We start from the raw sequence: 13,416 nt of genomic DNA, 5'->3' as shown, positions 1-13,416 counted from the left end.
CTTGTAACCCTTTCGCTTTGCGCAAGGGGGCGAAAGAATATAGAAAACCGCAACCTGCCACAAGTAACTTTTTAAATGCTGCTTACTTCAGCAAAGGCTACTTCAACATCGCCGAGTGCTGAAGATTCATCATTAAGGGAGAATAGCCTTTTTTCTTAACGGCCACGGACTCACTGCGATCAACAATCCAGCCGCGAATAGTTAAGGATTGGTTTAACCAACCCTGTGGGTTTACATCATCCAGGTATTTTAGATTTTTTTCCTGCACGCGAATGGCCAATTGCCCAAGTTGCAACCACCAACCACCCCGACTGCGATTAACTGAAATCACTCTACCGGTGACTCGCTGAAAACCCGTGTCATTTATACTGAGATTTTTGGCCTGTTTTACGGGGTAATATTGATCACTCCACACGCCCGTCTTTTGTTGTTTTGCTGCCGCTTCAACCGCCGCCAAGCAAGGCCAACCTAATTCGTTAGGAGGCACAACAACATGCCAGGCCAAACCCAAAGCGAGCACATGAGCGGAAAGGTTTGCTCCATCCGCACGATACACATCAGCCAACACCCGCCCATAATGATCAACGCGCTGCACACCAAAACCCAGGCCAACTTTAGCTTCAGCGGAGAAAAAATCTACCACCGCCTGCCGTGCTTCTATTGCCAAAGGCTGGGGGTAACTGGGATTATCCTTTTTGCGATAACCGATCTCGGGCGTGTTAATGCCCATCACTCGTACTTTGCGACCATCGCGAAGGTGCAAGGTATCGCCATCAACAATTTTTTTAATCTGCGCCCATTCAATATCCCCGTTAGCAGTACAGGGCTGGGCCGAAAATGCAGGGAAGGATAAGAAACAGGATAGAAATAAGACAGATGCAAAAACGCCCAACCTGGATCGGCTGGGCGTTTTTTTTAAACTCTTGGCAATGATGGGGCTAAACCTGCAATAAAACCTACCATTAACCCTTGGTGCTACGGTTGGCGAAACGCTTCTTAAAGCGATCAACACGGCCACCGCTATCCAACATTTTCTGCTTACCGGTGTAGAACGGGTGACAGGCACCGCATACGTCCAGGTGGATATCTTTGCATAAAGTGGAACGGGTTTTTACAACATTACCGCAACTACAAGTAGCAGTAACTTCTTCATATTTTGGATGGATATCAGCTTTCATCGTTTTACTCTCTTTCTCTTTACTTTGTGTTTAATGTGCCGCAACCCAAGCAAGCCTTAAGGTCTCCTCCGTGGAAACAGCTGTTGAGCACCGCACCGGTATGGCCAGCTAGCTGGCGAAAATTCAGGCGATGCATCATACCAGAGAAGCCAGTGATTGCAATGGCCAAACCCTGCTCCAGTGACAAAACCACCTCATCACAGCAACTTAGGCCTGCCGGCTCGAACAATAGACAAATTTTGTTACACTAGCTCCCTTTATCAAGACCACAATTTATCAAGACCACAATAAAAGACCCTGAATGCCCATACTTACCCTGGCCATGCCCACACCACTGCGCCGCAGCTTTGACTATCTGCCACCGGTAGCTATGACCGACGATGCCGTGGCAGCCCTGCAACCCGGGGTGCGAATTGAAGCTCCCTTTGGCAACCGCAAACTGATCGGCATCCTATTAGCCACCAAAGATACTACGGATATCGACGAAAAGAAGATAAAGCGCGTTAGCAACATCCTGGATTCACAGCCCATACTGGCCGGTAAATTACTCTCGCTAAGCCAATGGGCTGCCAGCTATTACCAACATCCCCTGGGCGATGCCTTAGCCAATGCGATACCCACGCTGCTGCGCAAGGGCGAGCAAACCATCGAGCTAACTGAAACCCGCTGGCAACTGACAACAGAAGGCAAAGGTCTACCTGAAGGAGCGCTAAAAAGAGCCGCCAAACAAGCGCAACTGCTAGCCCTGCTACAACAACAAGACAGCCTTGATCGGCGGCAGCTGGACCGCGCCCAAATCAGCCAGGCTAGCTGCAAGGCTTTGATCGAAAAAGGCCTAATCGAGCGCATTGAGATCGCAGCCACCCCCTATGACCATCAACAAGACTGTTTAAAATCGGCACCCTTGACCCTCAATGCCGAGCAAAAAAACGCCGTGGAAACCATTAAAGCCAATACCGGCTTTCAATGCTATTTGCTGGAAGGCATTACCGGCAGCGGCAAGACCGAGGTCTACCTGCAATTGATCGAGCAATGCCTTAAGCGGCGGCAGCAGGCATTGGTACTGATCCCTGAAATAGGTCTTACACCGCAAACACTAAGCCGCTTTCAAAACCGCTTTAACTGCCCTATCGTCACGTTACACTCAGGCCTTACTGATAGGGAGCGCTTACTAGCATGGCAGCATGCGCAATCCGGTGAAGCCGGGATTATCCTCGGTACACGCTCTGCCATCTTTACTGCGATCGCCAATTTAGGGCTGATTATTATCGACGAAGAGCATGACAGCTCCTTTAAACAGCAAGACGGCTTTCGCTATTCAGCCAGGGATATTGGCATCAAACGGGCCGCCGATGAGCAGTGCCCTATCGTCTTAGGCTCCGCCACGCCCAGCCTCGAAACACTGAATAATGCCCTGCAAGGTCGCTACCAGCACCTGCAACTCAAGCAGCGTGCCACTGGCGCTAGCGCCCCTACATTCGAGCTGCTGGATATACGCCATGCGCCAATGGAAGATGGTTTTAGCCCAGCATTAATTAGCGCTATTGGCGATGAAATTAAGCGCGGTAACCAGGTGCTGGTTTTTATCAATCGGCGGGGCTTTTCCCCGATGCTGATGTGCCACGATTGCGGCTACGTCGCCCAATGCCACCACTGCGATGCCAGGATGACCGTCCATTTCCAACAGCGTATGCTGCGCTGCCATCACTGTGGAGCCCAGGCCCCGCTGCCCCATCACTGCCCGGAATGCAACAGCACACAATTAGACTTCCGCGGCTCCGGTACCGAGCGCAGCGAACAAGCCCTAAAACGCCTGTTCCCATCAACAGACATCAAGCGTATTGACCGAGACACCACCTCCCGCAAGCAGGCCATGCAGCAAATGGTGGCCGAGGTACACGAAGGGCAACCCTGTATTCTGGTGGGCACGCAAATGCTGGCCAAAGGCCATCACTTTCCCGATGTCACATTAGTAGCAGTGTTAGATGCAGATGGCGGCTTGTTTAGCGCTGATTTTCGCGGCCCAGAAAAAATGGGGCAACTTTTGGTTCAGGTCGCAGGTCGAGCCGGCCGGGAAGCCAAAGCGGGTAAAGTGATAATACAAACCCACCAACCGGAACACCCCTTGATTACCAGTCTGGTCAACGATAGCTACCACCAATACGCCAGAGCCATACTTAGCGAACGCCAGGCCAGCGGCCTTCCACCCTTTGGCCACCTGGCCTTGCTACGGGCCGAGGCCAGCAATCTCGAGCAAGCTGAAGCACTATTGCAGAATTTACGGGATGCAGCACCCCCTAACAGCTGCCAGATCTTTGGTCCATTACCCGCCCCCATGACCCGCAAAGCTGGCCGATTCCGGGCCCAGCTATTAGTGCGCTCAGATCAGCGCAAACCCCTGCACCAAACACTGCAGCAACTGTGCTCACAGGCAGAGCAGCATCCCTTAGGTAACAAAGTGCGCTGGTCGATTGATGTCGACCCTGGTGATATGTTTTAAGCTTTAACTGAGTCATGTCATTCCCGCGCAGGCGGGAATCTAGCCTGCATGCACCTCTGGATTCCCGCCTTCGCGGGAATGACGATTTATAAAGGGTGGCCTAGCCCCTTAAAAATCTGGATAATACGCGCCCTTGCCATCCCGAAACACGACTACCAGCCGGAACCCAATGAAAGACCATATAGCCGCACTGATTAACGCCGCCCTTAACACTATGATTGACAATGGCGATTTACCCGCCGATGTCGAGCCACGCGTTAATATCGACCGCACCAGGGATAAAGCCCACGGTGATCTCGCCAGTAATATTGCGATGACATTAGCCAAAGCGGCGAAAAAACCACCCCGTGATATTGCGCAGCTGATTATCAATGCCCTACCCGCTTCAGAAAAACTAACCAAGGCAGAAATCGCTGGTCCCGGTTTTATTAATTTCTTTTTAAATGAAGCGGCAGCTACGGCTGTGGTTAAAGAAATTCTTAGCCAGGGCAAAAACTTTGGTCGCTCCAATAAAGGCGCTGGCAAAAAAGTTCAGGTGGAATTTGTTTCCGCCAATCCAACCGGCCCATTACATGTAGGCCACGGTCGCGGCGCTGCCGTTGGCGATAGTATTTGTCGTTTACTGGAAGCGGATGGCTGGAATGTTACGGCAGAATTTTATTATAACGATGCCGGTCAGCAGATTAATAATCTGGCGGGTTCCGTTCAAGCGCGCTGCAAAGGTTTAGGCCCAGACGATGACAGCTGGCCAGAAGATGGCTACCGCGGTGACTATATTATTGATGTGGCCAAATCCTATATGGCCAAAGAAACCATCGACGCCGAAGACAAACATGTTGTGGGTAAAGGTGATGTGGATGATAAAGATGCTATCCGTGATTTTGCCGTTGCCTATTTACGCCGTGAACAGGATCTGGATTTAAAAGCCTTTGGTGTCGACTTTGATGTGTATTATTTAGAGTCAGCCCTTTATGCCGATGGTGATGTAGAAAAAACAGTCCAACGATTAATCGATAGTGGCCACACTTATGAAAAAGAGGGCGCACTCTGGTTAAAGACCACCGACTTTGGCGATGATAAAGATCGCGTAATGCGTAAATCAGAGGGCGGCTATACCTATTTTGTGCCAGATGTTGCCTACCACCTTAATAAGTGGAATCGCGGTTTTGAGCGCGTTGTTAACGAACAAGGTGCCGACCACCACAGCACCATTACTCGCGTTCGTGCTGGTATACAAGCGGTTAGCCAGCATCAGGGGCAAGATATTCCTAAAGATTGGCCGGAATATGTACTACACCAAATGGTGATGGTGATGCGCGGCGGTGAAGAAGTTAAAATTTCTAAACGTGCCGGTAGCTATGTCACTATTCGCGACTTAATTGATGAAGTGGGTAAAGATGCCACCCGTTATTTCCTGGCCGCCAGAGCAACAACTTCGCAGCTAACTTTTGATATTGATTTAGCCGTTTCACAAAGCAACGACAATCCGGTTTATTATATTCAATACGCACATGCCCGTGTTTGCAGCATGCATCGCAAGCTGGCGGATAATGGCTGGAGCTGGTCATCTGGCGAAATTAATTCGCTGGAATTACTCACTGAAGATGCAGAAAAAGTCCTGCTCAATAAATTGGCCGCCTACCCCGAACTGATTAGCAATGCTGCCAATCATTGCGAGCCCCATATTGTAGCCAACTACCTACGGGAATTAGCCGGTGATTTTCACAGCTATTATAACTCCCACAAAATGCTGATCGACAATAGCGAGCTGCGTAATGCGCGGCTCAGCTTAAGCGAGGCAGTCAGGCAGGTTATTGAAAATGGTCTAAGCTTATTGGGCGTTTCGGCGCCAACAGAAATGTAACCTGGACAGTACGCAGTAATTATTATGACCCACGATTTCGCCAAAAAGCCCAAGGCGACCAAAAAGAAAAAATCGCGCAAGACCAAGAGTCAGGTGCCCGGCTGGGTGTGGTTATTTACCGGTATTGTGACCGGCCTGTTTATTAGCTTTCTGGCTTATCTGGCGGATATCACTCCTGAAGACGCCCCTGAAGAAATCAGCAATACTGTTGAAAAAGCTGCCGATGATGTAAAAACTATCGCCACTCAGTTTGATTTTTATACCCTGCTACCGGAGCGGGAAGTGATTGTTGAGGTTGAGCGGGAAGACAGTAGTGGTGAACCCGCTGCGGCAACGGTCTACATTCTGCAGGCTGGCTCCTTTAAAAATGCTGAGGATGGCGACCGTCTTCGAGCACAGCTGATTCTTATGGGACTGGATGCCCGCGTAGAGGCTATAACTTCCGCCAATGGCGATGTCTGGCATCGAGTTCAGGTTGGCCCCTTTGAGGACCGTTCACAGCTGGCTAAAGCCCGCGGCACCCTGATCGATAAGGGTATTGATACTCTACTGCTAAAGCGCAAAGCTGAGGGTTAAAACCCTTGCCCTGTGGGCTTGAAATTTAGCCCCGCCACCCCCATATCCTACTCAATTATTTTGCATCCCCAAAGAGGACGCCATCTTGGATCAATATCGAGGCACCACTATTCTTTCTGTTCGTCGCAACGGCCAAGTTGTTATTGGCGGTGACGGGCAGGTTTCTATGGGTAATACCGTAATGAAGGGCAACGCACGTAAAGTGCGCCGTCTGTATAACGAGCAAGTGATTGCCGGTTTTGCTGGCGGTACTGCCGATGCCTTTACCCTGTTTGAGTTATTTGAAGCGCAACTGGAGAAATATCAGGGGCATCTGACACGGGCAGCGGTAGAGCTGGCCAAAATGTGGCGTACTGAACGTTCACTACGACAACTGGAAGCTCTATTGGCTGTAGCGGATAAAACCACTTCACTGGTCATTACCGGTAATGGTGACGTTATCGAGCCCGAAGATAATTTAATTGCCATCGGCTCTGGCGGCCCTTTTGCTCAATCTGCGGCCAAAGCCTTACTGGAAAACACCGAACTCGGCGCCCGGGATATTGTCGAAAAGGGCCTGGCTATCGCCGGTGATATTTGTGTGTACACCAACCACAACCGCACCATCGAAGAATTAAACTACGAATAATCGTCATTCCCGCGCAGGCGGGAATCCAGTGCTGTAGATTTACGCCCTGGCGGAAATAGCAGCATGCAGTCTGGGTTCCCGCCTACGCGGGAACGACGGGAAACGGAAAAGACGGGAAAACAAACATGTCACAAATGACACCAAGAGAAATTGTCCACGAATTAGACCAGCATATTATTGGTCAGGATAAAGCCAAACGCGCCGTAGCCAATGCCCTGCGTAACCGCTGGCGTAGAATGCAACTCGACGAAGAGCTGCGCGCTGAAATCACCCCCAAAAATATTTTAATGATTGGCCCTACCGGCGTGGGTAAAACCGAAATTGCTCGCCGTCTTGCCAAGTTAGCCAATGCGCCTTTTATCAAAGTTGAAGCTACGAAATTTACTGAAGTAGGTTATGTTGGCCGCGACGTTGAATCCATTGTCCGAGACCTGGTTGATGTCTCTATCAAAATGCTTCGCGAACAGGAAATGGAAAAAGTGCAACACCGCGCCGCTGATGCCGCCGAAGAGCGTATCCTCGATGTACTGATCCCACCCGCCCGCGGTGATGAAGAGGAGAAGGAAACCTCTACTCGCCAAATGTTCCGCAAAAAATTACGGGAAGGCGATCTCGACGATAAAGAAATCGAAATTGAAATTAGCGCTACGCCCATCGGGGTTGAAATTATGGCGCCTCCCGGCATGGAGGATATGACCAATCAACTGCAAAGCATGTTTTCCAATATGGGGAGCGACAAGAAAAAAACCAACAAAATGACGGTTAGCGCCGCCATGAAAAAAATCCAGGAAGAAGAAGCAAGCAAACTGGTCAACGAAGAAGAACTTAAATCCCGTGCCGTAGAAGCTGCTGAGCAAAATGGTATTGTGTTTTTAGATGAACTGGATAAAGTTGCTAAACGCTCAGAAGGCGCCGGCGCCGATGTATCTCGCGAGGGCGTACAACGCGACTTATTGCCTTTAATAGAAGGCTGTACGGTTAGTACCAAACACGGCATGTTAAAAACCGATCATATTTTATTTATTTCTTCCGGTGCTTTTCATTTAGCCAAACCCTCCGATTTAATTCCTGAACTTCAGGGCCGCTTACCTATTCGAGTTGAATTAGAAGCACTTTCTCCCAGTGATTTTGAGCGTATTTTAACGGAGCCCAATGCATCATTAACCGAACAGTATCAGGCGCTTTTAAATACTGAAGGGCTATCACTTGAATTTAGTGATGACGGTATCAGCCGCATCGCTGAAACCGCATGGGAAGTGAATGAGCGTACAGAAAATATTGGCGCACGTCGTTTACACACTGTTATGGAACGCTTATTAGACGATGCCTCGTTTGATGCAACAGACAACAGTGACTGCACACTAACGGTTGATGCTAATTACGTTAATGAAAAATTAGGCGAACTGGTTAAAGATGAAGACCTAAGCCGCTTTATTTTATAAGCCACACTGGAACCCTAATGAATACTACCAGCCCGATACCCGCTGATATAAAACTGCATACCCAGTCCAAAATACTGGAGCTCGTTTATAGCAACGATGAATGCTATGAATTGAGCTGTGAATATCTGCGGGTCTATTCGCCTTCGGCAGAAGTTAGAGGCCACGGTCCGGGGCAGGAAGTTTTACAAACAGGAAAAACCAACGTCACGATTAATGCGATTGAACCTGTTGGTAATTACGCGCTGCAATTATTTTTTAGTGATGATCATGACTCGGGGATTTATTCCTGGGATTATCTTTATCAGCTGGGAACAAACAAAGAAGCTTGGTGGCAGGATTATTTGGAGCGTTTAAATAAAGCCGGCGCCAGCCGTGACCCCGATATTCAAGTGGTAAGGATTGGTAATTAAGGGTCAAAAAACGCTAGTGCTGGTCGCCTTCGTAGCCAAAGGCGAGATTATCAAAGCGGGTGAAGTGACCCACAAAAGAGAGCTTATAATTACCGGTAGGGCCGTTGCGGTGCTTACCGATAATAATCTCGGCAATCCCCTTATCAGCACTATCCTCGTTGTAATACTCATCGCGGTAGATAAACATAATCACATCCGCATCCTGCTCAATGGCGCCGGATTCACGAAGGTCAGAGTTAATTGGGCGCTTGTTAGGTCGCTGCTCCAAAGAACGGTTAAGCTGCGATAGTGCGACCACCGGGCAGTTAAATTCTTTGGCAATGGCTTTTAGTGATCTGGAAATCTCTGAGATTTCTGCGGTACGACCCTCTGAAGAACCTGCCACCTGCATCAACTGTAAGTAATCCACCATGATCATGGCTAAATCGCCATGCTCACGAACAATACGTCGAGTACGGGAGCGAATTTCGGTGGGGGTTAATGCTGGCGTATCGTCAATAAATAGCGGCTTATCTTTCAGTTTGCTGACCGCGGTGGTTAGCTTGGGCCAATCCTCTTCGTCCAGCTTACCGGTCAGCACCTTGCCCAAATGGATGCGACCAATCGCCGAGATCATTCGCATAATAATCGCGCTGGCGGGCATCTCCATACTGAACACCATTACTGGCTTTTCCTGCGCCATGATGGCATTTTCCACCAAGTTAACCGCAAAAGCGGTTTTACCCATGGAGGGCCTTGCCGCCACAATAATAAGATCAGATTTTTGCAGACCAGCAGTGGCTTCATCCAGCTCTTTAAAACCCGTAGTGACACCTGTGATGGCGCTATCGGAGTTAAATAACTCATCAATGCGGTCAACAGCCCCTTTAAGTAGAGGGTTAACCGCCTGGGGACCGCCGATTTTCGGGCGCTCCTCGGAAATTTGCATAATCCTGCGCTCGGCCTCATCCAGCAGATCACCACTGTCACGGCCCTCGGGGTTAAAACCGCTCTCAACAATATCATTGGCGGTATTAATCATAGCGCGCAGGCTTGAACGCTCCTGTACTACCTTGGCATAGGCGCTGATATTGGCGGCACTGGGCGTATTATTGGCCAACCCGGCAAGGTAGGCGACGCCACCTACCTGCTCCAGCAAATCATTATTATTCAGGGCTTCAGACAAGGTGATCACATCCACCGGCTCACCAGCCTCCACCAACTTGCCCATTTGCAGGAAGATCTCGCGATGGCTACCGCGGTAGAAATCAGTCGCTGCGACCTGGTCGGCCACATCATCCCAGGCACTGTTGGCGATCATTAGGCCACCCAGCACTGACTGCTCCGCTTCTACCGAGTGCGGAGGCACTTTTACATCCAGCATCTCCCCGTCATTGGCAAAGCCAAAGTCGAAGACATTATCCAGATTTGTAGGTGGGTCGTTTTCAGTATCCACAGCCGTTCTTTATGTTATTGGTCGCGAGGGAACATATGCTAACAGGAGATGGGTCTAGAGTCCTGCGTCACCGGTAAAAAAAAAGCACACCAATCAATAAGACCGGGGTGCTTTTCTAACAAACTACGTCATTCCCGCGAAGGCGGGAATCCAGACTGCATGCGTAAGCTGTTATTTCCGCTATAGCGGAAATCTACAGCACTGGATCCCCGCCTTCGCGGGGATGACAGTGGCTATTAAGCTTCGGCAATAACTGAAACGTTAACCGTCTGCGTCACTTCTGAGTGCAACTGAATATCAATCTCGTATTCGCCGATTTCGCGAATAACACCCGTAGGCAGACGTACTTCAGATTTGCTCACTTCAACACCGGCTTTAGTGATGGCATCAGCCAAATCACGAGTACCGATTGAACCAAACAGCTTACCTTCGTCGCCAGCATTGGCTTCGATAGTGATAGACACCTCAGCCAGCTGTGTTCCGCGACCTTCAGCAACACCTTTCTTATCAGCGGCAGCCGCTTCCAGGTCAGCACGACGTGATTCAAAATCAGCAACATTCGTTGCAGTAGCTGGTACAGCTTTACCGTATGGGATCAGGTAGTTGCGACCGAAACCGGCTTTAACATTCACTGTATCGCCAAGATCACCAAGCTTACCAACTCTTTCCAGTAGAATAACTTGCATTGTTCTTACCCTCTATATATCCAGTTGTTGCCATTGGCTTACAACTGTTTCGTATTTATTCCGAGCCTGGGCCTTTATCTGCCACACGCCCGCGAAAATTGATCCAACTATCGACGATTGCCGCGATTATTAATAATGCCTTAACCGGGTCAAACAATAGCCAGGCAATGTAAAACATTATCAGGATATTGCTGTTTATCTGCCGCTTTGCTGCCAGGCCATGCACCAGCGCTAAACCAGCAAACATAAATGGCAGGGCGAATATGACGGCTAATAGCCGATAATCCGAGCCCAGTGTTGATAGCAGCAACCCAACCAGCAGCAGCGCAACGCATAGCTGTGGCGGTAATCTCAGAGCGTGAAACTCAGTCCTGAAACCACCCGGGTTATACAATAATGATTGCCACCACCGCGCCAGTATCAAACACATCACAACCATGAAGGCATTGCTCAAACCTAGTAAGCCCGCTACCTGGGTAACGGTAGGCTGCGCTACCTGTGATGTTGCTGATTCAGTATTCTGACTGGCCAACTGCGCAAGCGCATCGCCCAATAAACGCAGAATCTCTTCGAGATAGCCACGTCCAAATGTCATCAATACTAAGGCGGTTACTATCCCCGAGACCACTGCGGCAACTAATGCCCATGACCAGGAGGCGGTAGACCTCAACACTATCGCTGCCAACATCACTCCCAACAGGGTAGTGACTGGCCCGGTGTCACCCATGGCTGCCATAACAACAGCGGGTAACATCGCCCAAAGTAGCACCTGGCCACCCTGGTTGGATCCTTTTCGCAATGTGACTAAAGCAATCACTGCGGCGCCGACCCAGGCAAATAAAACCGTTCCGGTGGCGAGTGCGGCAGCTATCACAGCCTGCGAGCGCCCTTTCATCACATATTCAGCCAAAGCTCTCATAAATGACGGTTCCGAAACCTAAACAATCAACTTAAAACTAATTACTTATGCGCGTCAGTGTATGGCAATAAAGCCAAGAAACGTGCCCGCTTAATGCAGGTAGACAACTGACGCTGATACTTGGCTTTGGTACCTGTAATACGGCTAGGTACAATTTTGCCAGTTTCAGAAACATAGGCTTTCAACGTGTCCAGATCTTTATAGTCAATCTGGTCAACACCTTCTGCAGTAAAACGGCAGAACTTACGACGGCGGAAAAAACGTGCCATGGGATATCTCCTATCTATTAGTCCGAGGGTTATTCGCCAGCAGCTTCATCAGCAGCTGGGGCTTCTTCTGCCGGTGCAGTTTCAGCAGCAGGTGCTGATTCTTCACGGCGCTCAGGACGTGCAGCGCGACGCTCACGGCTCTCTTTCTCGGCTTTCATGATGGGTGATTCGGCAGTAACCGCATCATCCATAACCAATACCAAGTTACGAATAACGGCATCGTTATAACGGAAGTTGGTGGTTAACTCATCGATCGCTTCTTGATTGGCTTCTACATTCATCAGCGTGTAGTGAGCCTTGTGGATCTTGTTGATAGGGTAAGCCAGGTGGCGACGACCCCAGTCTTCCAAACGGTGGATTTTACCGCCGTCTTTCTCGATGGCCTGGGTATAGCGCTCGACCATGCCGGGCACTTGCTCTGACTGGTCCGGGTGGACCAAAAATATAATTTCGTAATGACGCATAGCATCTCCTTACGGGTTAAGTCACCTGCTGATTCATTGAGGAACCCCAGTGTGACAAGGAGCCCCAGCGGTCTCGCAAAGCGGACTACTGGGATTTAAGAGGCGCGGATTTTAGGGGATATGAGGGGGGATAGCAAGGGAATGGGGTATAAAGTGGGCAAATAATCGCCTAAAGACCATCAAACAACGCCATTAGAACGTCATTCCCGCGAAGGCGGGAATCCAGCCTGCATGCCAATGCTGTTATTTCCGCTAAAGCGCAAATCTACAGCACTGGATTCCCGCCTTCGCGGGAATGACGACTAGCCGCGCTGACGGACAATCTCAAATAAGCAGACACCGGTAGCCACTGATACGTTCAAGCTGCTTACCGAGCCTGCCATAGGCAGTTTCACCAAAAAATCACAATTCTCACGGGTTAAGCGGCGCATACCCTTACCTTCTGCGCCCATCACCAATGCCACAGCACCACTAAAATCAGCATCATAAACACTCTGCTCAGCTTCACCGGCAGTACCGGTAATCCAGATACCACGCTCTTGAATATCCTTCATCGTTCTGGCCAGGTTGGTTACCTGAATATAAGGAATAACCTCAGCAGCACCACAGGCAACCTTTCTAACGGTGCCATTAAGAGGCGCAGAATTATCTTTGGGGGCAATCACTGCATCAACGCCAGCGGCATCGGCGGTGCGCAAACAAGCACCCAAATTATGCGGGTCGGTCACGCCGTCAAGAATCAGCAACAATGGCTGATGCTCAGCGGCATCTAACAACTCTTTTAAATCGCGATCACGCAAGGTTTGTGCTGGTTTTGTTTTTGCCATCACCCCCTGGTGATTACCTTCGGCCTGCTCATCCAACTCATCACGACTTACAGCTTTACATTTAACACCCAACGCTTTTGCATGCTGTTGAATATCTTGCATACGCTGATCGCTACGTCCTTTTTGCAACCACAACTCTTCAATACGATTTGGCTGGCGCTGTAATAATGCCTCAACGGCATGAATACCAAAAACCCAATGTGTTTCACTCACAATAT

Annotated in this window: 15 protein-coding genes; 6 read left to right on the top strand and 9 right to left on the bottom strand. The window is 49.7% G+C overall.

Translation table 11 applies throughout. The annotated features are described in order from the left end of the window. Window positions 1–97: 97 nt before the first annotated feature. From P8H32_RS02640 to P8H32_RS02630, 3 genes are all read right to left on the bottom strand, one after another. Window positions 98–892, bottom strand: coding sequence for a thermonuclease family protein (locus tag P8H32_RS02640; protein ID WP_297292122.1), 795 nt, complete (start codon window positions 890–892; stop codon window positions 98–100). A 70-nt stretch (window positions 893–962) separates the two neighbouring features. After that, window positions 963–1,178, bottom strand: a complete 216-nt coding sequence (gene rpmE, locus P8H32_RS02635) for a 50S ribosomal protein L31 (RefSeq protein WP_297292123.1) — start codon at window positions 1,176–1,178, stop codon at window positions 963–965. 19 nt (window positions 1,179–1,197) lie between these two features. Further along, entirely contained in the window at window positions 1,198–1,407 is a 210-nt protein-coding gene (locus tag P8H32_RS02630) for a hypothetical protein (RefSeq protein ID WP_301088399.1), read from the bottom strand. Between the two features lie 72 nt (window positions 1,408–1,479). On the opposite strand from P8H32_RS02630, the gene P8H32_RS02625 reads away from it, so the two are divergent. From P8H32_RS02625 to P8H32_RS02600, 6 genes are all read left to right on the top strand, one after another. Then, window positions 1,480–3,678, top strand: a complete 2,199-nt coding sequence (locus P8H32_RS02625; RefSeq protein WP_301088398.1) for a primosomal protein N' — start codon at window positions 1,480–1,482, stop codon at window positions 3,676–3,678. Between the two features lie 169 nt (window positions 3,679–3,847). Beyond that, a complete protein-coding gene (argS, locus tag P8H32_RS02620; protein ID WP_301088397.1) occupies window positions 3,848–5,542 on the top strand; it encodes an arginine--tRNA ligase in 1,695 nt (564 codons plus the stop codon). Between the two features lie 24 nt (window positions 5,543–5,566). Next, on the top strand, window positions 5,567–6,118 hold the full coding sequence (locus P8H32_RS02615) for an SPOR domain-containing protein (protein WP_297292127.1): 552 nt from the start codon (window positions 5,567–5,569) through the stop codon (window positions 6,116–6,118). Between the two features lie 85 nt (window positions 6,119–6,203). Continuing rightward, on the top strand, window positions 6,204–6,746 hold the full coding sequence (gene hslV, locus P8H32_RS02610) for an ATP-dependent protease subunit HslV (protein WP_297292128.1): 543 nt from the start codon (window positions 6,204–6,206) through the stop codon (window positions 6,744–6,746). Window positions 6,747–6,871: 125 nt separating this feature from the next. Further along, window positions 6,872–8,188: an ATP-dependent protease ATPase subunit HslU gene (gene hslU / locus P8H32_RS02605; protein ID WP_301088396.1), complete on the top strand. Its 1,317-nt coding sequence runs from the start codon at window positions 6,872–6,874 to the stop codon at window positions 8,186–8,188. A gap of 17 nt (window positions 8,189–8,205) precedes the next feature. Continuing rightward, a complete protein-coding gene (locus tag P8H32_RS02600) occupies window positions 8,206–8,598 on the top strand; it encodes a DUF971 domain-containing protein (RefSeq protein WP_297292130.1) in 393 nt (130 codons plus the stop codon). 13 nt (window positions 8,599–8,611) lie between these two features. Here the strand turns inward: P8H32_RS02600 and dnaB are convergent, their stop codons facing one another. The 6 genes from dnaB to rlmB all read right to left on the bottom strand — a co-directional run bounded on the left by dnaB (window position 8,612) and on the right by rlmB (window position 13,411). Then, on the bottom strand, window positions 8,612–9,961 hold the full coding sequence (gene dnaB, locus P8H32_RS02595; RefSeq protein WP_301088408.1) for a replicative DNA helicase: 1,350 nt from the start codon (window positions 9,959–9,961) through the stop codon (window positions 8,612–8,614). 308 nt (window positions 9,962–10,269) lie between these two features. Beyond that, complete coding sequence (gene rplI, locus P8H32_RS02590) at window positions 10,270–10,719, bottom strand: 50S ribosomal protein L9 (RefSeq protein WP_297292131.1); 450 nt, start codon at window positions 10,717–10,719, stop codon at window positions 10,270–10,272. 55 nt (window positions 10,720–10,774) lie between these two features. After that, on the bottom strand, window positions 10,775–11,638 hold the full coding sequence (locus P8H32_RS02585) for a hypothetical protein (RefSeq protein ID WP_297292132.1): 864 nt from the start codon (window positions 11,636–11,638) through the stop codon (window positions 10,775–10,777). A 41-nt stretch (window positions 11,639–11,679) separates the two neighbouring features. Beyond that, entirely contained in the window at window positions 11,680–11,907 is a 228-nt protein-coding gene (rpsR, locus tag P8H32_RS02580; protein ID WP_297292133.1) for a 30S ribosomal protein S18, read from the bottom strand. Window positions 11,908–11,936: 29 nt separating this feature from the next. Beyond that, a complete protein-coding gene (gene rpsF / locus P8H32_RS02575; RefSeq protein WP_297292134.1) occupies window positions 11,937–12,371 on the bottom strand; it encodes a 30S ribosomal protein S6 in 435 nt (144 codons plus the stop codon). A 302-nt stretch (window positions 12,372–12,673) separates the two neighbouring features. After that, window positions 12,674–13,411, bottom strand: a complete 738-nt coding sequence (gene rlmB, locus P8H32_RS02570) for a 23S rRNA (guanosine(2251)-2'-O)-methyltransferase RlmB (RefSeq protein WP_301088395.1) — start codon at window positions 13,409–13,411, stop codon at window positions 12,674–12,676. Window positions 13,412–13,416 lie beyond the last annotated feature (5 nt).

It is taken from the genome of Oceanicoccus sp. (genome assembly GCF_029238675.1).
Classification (GTDB): Bacteria; Pseudomonadota; Gammaproteobacteria; order Pseudomonadales; family Dasaniaceae; genus Oceanicoccus.
Note: the sequence above shows the minus strand (reverse complement) of the source record. Positions and strands in the feature narration are given on the sequence as shown.

Excerpts from the sequence above, each read along its gene's own strand:
- rpsF (WP_297292134.1), bottom strand. The coding sequence starts at position 12,371 with ATGCGTCATTACGAAATTATATTTTTGGTCCACCCGGACCAGTCAGAG.
- rpmE (WP_297292123.1), bottom strand. The coding sequence starts at position 1,178 with ATGAAAGCTGATATCCATCCAAAATATGAAGAAGTTACTGCTACTTGT.
- rpsR (WP_297292133.1), bottom strand. The coding sequence starts at position 11,907 with ATGGCACGTTTTTTCCGCCGTCGTAAGTTCTGCCGTTTTACTGCAGAA.
- P8H32_RS02625 (WP_301088398.1), top strand. The coding sequence starts at position 1,480 with ATGCCCATACTTACCCTGGCCATGCCCACACCACTGCGCCGCAGCTTT.
- P8H32_RS02615 (WP_297292127.1), top strand. The coding sequence starts at position 5,567 with ATGACCCACGATTTCGCCAAAAAGCCCAAGGCGACCAAAAAGAAAAAA.
- P8H32_RS02600 (WP_297292130.1), top strand. The coding sequence starts at position 8,206 with ATGAATACTACCAGCCCGATACCCGCTGATATAAAACTGCATACCCAG.
- argS (WP_301088397.1), top strand. The coding sequence starts at position 3,848 with ATGAAAGACCATATAGCCGCACTGATTAACGCCGCCCTTAACACTATG.
- hslU (WP_301088396.1), top strand. The coding sequence starts at position 6,872 with ATGTCACAAATGACACCAAGAGAAATTGTCCACGAATTAGACCAGCAT.
- rplI (WP_297292131.1), bottom strand. The coding sequence starts at position 10,719 with ATGCAAGTTATTCTACTGGAAAGAGTTGGTAAGCTTGGTGATCTTGGC.
- dnaB (WP_301088408.1), bottom strand. The coding sequence starts at position 9,961 with ATGCTGGATGTAAAAGTGCCTCCGCACTCGGTAGAAGCGGAGCAGTCA.
- P8H32_RS02585 (WP_297292132.1), bottom strand. The coding sequence starts at position 11,638 with ATGAGAGCTTTGGCTGAATATGTGATGAAAGGGCGCTCGCAGGCTGTG.